Source organism: Caulobacter sp. B11 (assembly GCF_002737765.1).
GTDB lineage: Bacteria > Pseudomonadota > Alphaproteobacteria > Caulobacterales > Caulobacteraceae > Caulobacter.
Window position 1 is genome coordinate 1 of the sequence record NZ_PEGG01000075.1, and the last position, 5623, is coordinate 5623.

Below are 5623 nucleotides of genomic sequence, written 5' to 3' on the forward strand. Positions count from 1 at the left end.
GCCGCCCGCTGGCGGGGCGCGGCGACCAGCCTGATCCTACCCACCCTGTTTGGCCTGTGGACCCTGGCCCATGGCGCGGTCAGCGGCTGGTACCCCTATCCCTTCCTCGACGTGGCCAAGCGCGGCCTGCCCTCGGTGATTGTCACCATGCTGGTGATGGCGGCGGGATTCTACGCCCTGGCCCTGGTCCTGACCGCCCTGCAGCGGCGGCTGCACCGGCCGGGGCGCGGTCCTGAAGTCCTGGTCGAGTCGCCGGCCCGGCCATGAAGGTCCCCGCCACCAGCGTCGACGATTACCTTTCGCGGGTTCCGCCCGAGCAGCGCGCCGCCCTCGCGACCCTGCGTCGGCAGATCCAGGCGGCCGCGCCCGGGGCCGAGGAGACCATCAGCTATGGTCTGCCGACCTTCAGGCTGAACGGATCGCTGGTCCATTTCGGGGCCGCCAAGAGCCATTGCGCCTTCTACCCGCACGGCGTGATCGAGCCGTTCGCCGATCGGCTCACCGGGTTCGACACCAGCAAGGGCACGATCCGCTTCCAGCCCGAGGCGCCCTTGCCCGAGGACCTGGTGCACGAGATCGTCCAGTATCGCGTGGCGCAAAACGCCCGGCGCTGAACCGCTAGCGGACCAGTCGCCCGTCCTCGATCGCCGCGCGCTCGAACGGAAAGATCACCGCCTCGTCGGGCTTTTCGACGCCCTTGGCCAGTTTCTTGTCGCCGGCGGCGTGCAGGAGCCAGCGCAGGATGTTGAGGCGGGCGGCCTTCTTGTGATCGGCCCGGACGCAGACCCAAGGCGAGGCCGCGGTGTGGGTGCGGGTCAGCATCGTGTCGCGGGCGGCAGTATAGTCATCCCACTTCTCCTGGGCCACGGCGTCCAGGGGACTGATCTTGAAGGCCCTGAGCGGATCGGCCCGGCGGGCGTCCAGGCGCTTGGCCTGCACCTCCTGGCTGATGTCGAGCCAGAACTTGGTCATCCGCATGCCGCTGTCGATCAGCATCTCCTCGAAGGCCGGGGCGTCGCGCAGGAAGCGCTCGTGCTGGACGGGCGTGCAGAAGCCCATCACCGGCTCGACCCCGCCGCGATTGTACCAGGAGCGGTTGAACACCACGGTCTCGCCGGCGCCGGGCAGGTGGTGCACATAGCGCTGGAAGTACCAGTCACCCTTTTCACGGTCGGTGGGCTTGGACAGGGCGATAATGCGGGTCTCGCGGCGCGAGGCGTGCTCGGTCAGGCGGGCGATCGCGCCGTCCTTGCCGGCGGCGTCGCGGCCCTCGAACAGGATCAGGGACCGCCAGCCTTCGGCGATCGCTTTTTTCTGCTGGGCGATCAGGGCCAGCTGCAGGTCGGCCAGTTCATCGTCATAGTCGCGTGAATGGGTCATGGGTCAGCCTACCGCCGGAACAGGGAGTTACGCTAGAAGGAGGGCATGATCCGTCTTTTCGTTCCCCATCCCCTGAGCGCCGGCGCCGGCGTCGCGCCCAGTCTCGACCAGTCCCGCTACCTGATCGCCGTGATGCGGCTGTCGGTCGGCGACGAGATCCTGGTGTTCAACGGCCAGCACGGCGAGTGGCGCTGCACCCTGAGCGAGGCCGGCAAGCGCGGCTGCCTGCTGCGCGCCGAGGAACAGACCCGCGAGCAGGACCACGCCCCTGACCTCGACCTGGTGGTGGCCATGGTCAAGCGCGGTCGGGTCGAGACCATCGTCGAGAAGGCCGCCGAACTGGGCGCGCGCCGCGTGCGCCTGACCCAGACCCGGCGGACCAATGTCGACTTCCTCAAACTAGGTCGGCTGGACGCCATCGCCATCGAGGCCGCCGAGCAGACGGGCCGCCTGGACGTGCCGGTGATCGACGATCCGATGAAGCTGGACAAGATTCTCGACACTTGGGATTCGGCCCGCCGCCTGGTCTTCTGCGACGAGGGCGGCGACGCGCGGCCGATGATCGAGGCCCTGGCCGGGACGGGGGCGCCCGCCGCCATCCTGATCGGTCCCGAGGGCGGTTTCGCGCCCGAGGAACGCGAGCGGCTGCGGTCTCTGCCCTTTGTCATTCCCGTGTCGCTGGGCCCGCGCATCCTGCGCGCCGACACCGCCGCGATCAGCGCCATGACCCTGTGGCAGGCGGCGGCGGGGGATTGGCGAGGACGCTAAAGCAAACCTTCCTCTTGAGGTTCGCAAAGAAAACGCCCAATTGCGCTCAACGACAGTTCGCGGTCGGGGGAAGGGCCACCCCAGCCGAACCGAGATTTGACCCCGGGGAGGGACGGCTCATGGCCGACACCGCTAGCCTGCAGGAGCGTCCGCTGACGCTGGACGACCTGACCGCCTATTTCGCCTCGGGCTCCAAGCCCAAGGAACAGTTCCGGGTCGGGGCCGAGCACGAGAAGTTCGGCTTCTATCTCGGCAGCCATGAGCCCGTGCCCTATGAGGGCGACAAGGGCGTCCACGCCCTGTTGACCGGCCTGCAGCGTTTCGGCTGGAAGCCGGTGATGGAAGGCGAAGTCATCATCGGGCTGGAGCGCAACGGCGCCAATGTCAGCCTGGAGCCGGGCGGCCAGTTCGAACTGAGCGGCGCGCCGCTGCTGACCATGCACGACATCTGCCAGGAGACCGGCCAGCACCTGGACGAGGTCAAGACCGTGGCCGACGAGCTGGGCCTGGGCTTCCTGGGCCTGGGCTTCTCGCCGGTCTGGACGCGCGAGCAGGTGCCGATCATGCCCAAGGGGCGCTACGTGATCATGCGCAACTACATGCCCAAGGTCGGCGGCCTTGGCCTGGACATGATGCTGCGCACCTGCACCGTGCAGGCCAATCTCGACTTCTCGTCCGAAGCCGACATGGTCGCCAAGTTCCGCATGAGCCTGGCCCTGCAGCCGATCGTCACGGCCCTGTTCGCCAATTCGCCGTTCACCGAGGGCAAGCCCAACGGCTTCCTGTCGAGCCGGGCCAATGTCTGGACCGACACCGACGCCGACCGCACCGGCCTGCTGGACTTCGTGTTCGAGGACGGCTTCGACTTCGAGCGCTATGCCCGCTACGCCCTGGACGTGCCGATGTATTTCGCCAAGCGCGGCGATACCTATATCGACCTGGCCGGCCGCAGCTTCCGCGACTTCATCGACGGCAGGATCCCCGAACTGCCGGGCGAGCGGGCCTCGATCAAGGACTGGGCCGACCACACCACCACCCTGTTCCCGGAGGTGCGGCTGAAGACCTATCTGGAGATGCGCGGCGCCGACGCCGGGCCGTGGAGCCGCCTGTGCGCCCTGCCGGCCCTGTGGACCGGGGTGTTCTATGACGACGCCGCCCTGGCCGCGGCCTGGGACCTCTGCAAGGACTGGACGGCCGAAGACCGCGCCGGCTTGCGCCGCGACGTGCCGACCCTGGGCCTCAAGGCCCGGGTCGCCGGCCGCAGCGCCCAGGATGTCGCCAAGGACTTCGTCGCCATCGCCCGGTCGGGCCTGAAGGGCCGCGCCATGCTGAACGGCGGCTTCCTCGACGAGACCATCTATATGGGCGAGCTGGAAGAGATCGCCGAGAGCGGCGTCACCCCGGCCGAGCGCCTGCTCGACCTCTATCACGGCGCCTGGAAGGGCGACATCAACCGGGTGTTCAAGGACTGCGCCTACTAGCCAGGTATTGGGCTAGATCGACCCCGTGCCCTGGTAGGGCCGACCCACGACGCCGCCGTCCTTGAAGTTGTCGCCTGGCTGGGCCGCGTCGTCGGGCATTGAGACGTTGGGCGGCCAGTGCTCGGCCTGGCTGGCGCCGGACCCGCTGTCGGTGTGACGCACGATGTCGGCGATGTCAGGCGCCTCGGTGTCGGCCGGGGCTTGGCCGTCGACCTGGAAATCGACATGCTGCGGATAGAAGGCCAAGCGGCCGGCGATCTGGATCACGGCGGGGTTGGGGGTCTCGTAGGACCACACCGCGTTCACGATCAGCTTGCCGTCGCGCTGGATCGTGAAATAGCTCGCCTCGCCCTTGTAGGGGCAGTGGCTGGTCTTGTCGGTCTTGCGTAGGAAGGCCATGGCCACGTCGTCGCGCGGGAAATACCGCACCAGCGGATAGTCGGCCTCGGCCAGCAGCAGAACGTCGCCGCTGTCGGCGATCTCGTGGCCCTCGAACAGAACCCTGACCCGGGCCGCTTCGCTGGAGAGGGTGATCGGATGGCTCGCATCGGAAATCGTCATCGGAAGCTTCCTTGTAGGGGGGCGTCGCTGACTCGATAACGCGCACCAAGGACGTAGGGCTCCATGGCGGCAAGCCTTTGCTTGTGAAACACAGGGCTGCGTGATCTTCTCCCCCCCAAATGGGGAAGGCGAGGGCGAAACGACCGGGGTCGTTGGCGCTCGCAAATTTGGAATCACAAGGCTTTCAGTATGAACATCGTTATCGCCCTCGGGATCCTGGTCACGCTGGTGACCGGAATTCCCGTGCTTATCCAACTGCTGCGCGATCACCCGCGCGGCCTGATCATCCTGTTCTTCGCCGAGATGTGGGAGCGCTTCTCCTACTATGGCATGAGGGCGATCCTGATCTTCTATCTGACGCAGCACTTCCTCTTCGACCCGAAGACCGCCTCGTCGCACTACGGCTCCTATACTTCGCTGGTCTATCTGCTGCCGCTGATCGGCGGCTTCCTCGCCGACAAGTATCTGGGCACCCGCAAGGCCGTGGCCTTTGGCGCCATCCTGCTGGTCGCCGGTCACCTGACCATGGCGGTCGAGGGCAAGCCGGCCGTCCAGACCCTGACCTATTCGGGCCAGACCTACGAGTTCGTCTCGGAAGGCCGCGGCCAGGACCTGGTCGCCAGGCTGGTGGTCGACGGCAAGCCCTATGAGGTCGCCGCGACCAAGACCGGCGACTTCGAGGTCAAGGGTCTGCCGCAGGACGCCCCCCTGCCCGCCGTGCTGGCCAAGAACGCCTACACGCTGGACGTCAAGGATCGCGATCCACTGTACCTGAACATCTTCTGGCTGGCCCTGTCGCTGATCATCGTCGGCGTCGGCTTCCTCAAGCCCAACATCTCGACCATCGTCGGCCAACTGTATCCGCAAGGCGACCCGCGCCGCGATCCTGGCTTCACCCTCTACTATTACGGCATCAACCTCGGCTCGTTCTGGGCCTCGATCCTGTGCGGTCTGCTGGGCGTCACCGTCGGCTGGTGGGCGGGCTTCGGCCTGGCCGGGATCGGCATGCTGTCCGGCTTCATCGTCTTCGTGCTGGGCAAGCCTCTTCTTCAGGGCAAGGGCGAACCGCCCGAGCCCAAGGCGCTGAAGGCCAGGTCGTCGGACCGATCAATCTCGAGATCCTGATCTATGTCCTGGCCCTGGTCGGCGTCGGCGGCATCTTCTTCCTGGTGCAGAGCAACCCCGTCGTCGGGGCGGCCCTGATCGCCGGCATCGTCGCCTCCCTCGGCTCTCTCCTGTGGTTCATGTTCGCCAAGTGCAGCAAGATCGAGCGCGAGCGCCTGGCCCTGGCGGTGTTCCTGATCTTCGGCGCGGTGGTGTTCTGGACCCTGTTCGAGCAGGCCGGATCGTCCCTGAGCCTGTTCGCCGCCACCAATGTCCAGCTCGACCTCGTCTCGGCCCCGGTCCAGTGGTTCAACGGCGCGGTCACCTTG

General features: G+C 67.0%; 6 protein-coding genes and 1 pseudogene. 5 read left to right on the plus strand and 2 right to left on the minus strand.

The features are described from left to right. Positions 1 to 267 (plus strand): Pr6Pr family membrane protein (locus CSW58_RS13995; protein WP_201721573.1); only part of this gene is annotated, 267 nt, incomplete at its 5' end. After that, positions 264 to 614 carry an iron chaperone gene (locus tag CSW58_RS04695; protein ID WP_099446503.1) on the plus strand — a complete coding sequence of 117 codons (351 nt, stop codon included), beginning with the start codon at positions 264 to 266 and terminating at the stop codon, positions 612 to 614. The genes CSW58_RS13995 and CSW58_RS04695, both read left to right, overlap by 4 nt. A 4-nt stretch (positions 615 to 618) precedes the next feature. On the opposite strand, the gene ppk2 is transcribed toward CSW58_RS04695, so the two are convergent. Continuing rightward, positions 619 to 1380 (minus strand): polyphosphate kinase 2, encoded by a 762-nt coding sequence (gene ppk2 / locus CSW58_RS04700; RefSeq protein ID WP_099446504.1) that lies wholly within the window; start codon positions 1378 to 1380, stop codon positions 619 to 621. Between the two features lie 45 nt (positions 1381 to 1425). Here ppk2 and CSW58_RS04705 point away from each other — a divergent pair, with 45 nt between their 5' ends. Both CSW58_RS04705 and CSW58_RS04710 read left to right on the plus strand, forming a co-directional pair. Continuing rightward, positions 1426 to 2148 (plus strand): 16S rRNA (uracil(1498)-N(3))-methyltransferase, encoded by a 723-nt coding sequence (locus tag CSW58_RS04705; protein ID WP_099446505.1) that lies wholly within the window; start codon positions 1426 to 1428, stop codon positions 2146 to 2148. A 119-nt stretch (positions 2149 to 2267) separates the two neighbouring features. After that, entirely contained in the window at positions 2268 to 3629 is a 1362-nt protein-coding gene (locus CSW58_RS04710) for a glutamate--cysteine ligase (protein WP_099446506.1), read from the plus strand. Positions 3630 to 3641: 12 nt separating this feature from the next. On the opposite strand, the gene CSW58_RS04715 is transcribed toward CSW58_RS04710, so the two are convergent. Then, on the minus strand, positions 3642 to 4190 hold the full coding sequence (locus CSW58_RS04715) for a DUF427 domain-containing protein (RefSeq protein WP_099446507.1): 549 nt from the start codon (positions 4188 to 4190) through the stop codon (positions 3642 to 3644). Between the two features lie 189 nt (positions 4191 to 4379). Here CSW58_RS04715 and CSW58_RS04720 point away from each other — a divergent pair. After that, positions 4380 to 5623, plus strand: a pseudogene (locus CSW58_RS04720) (peptide MFS transporter); the annotation flags it as partial.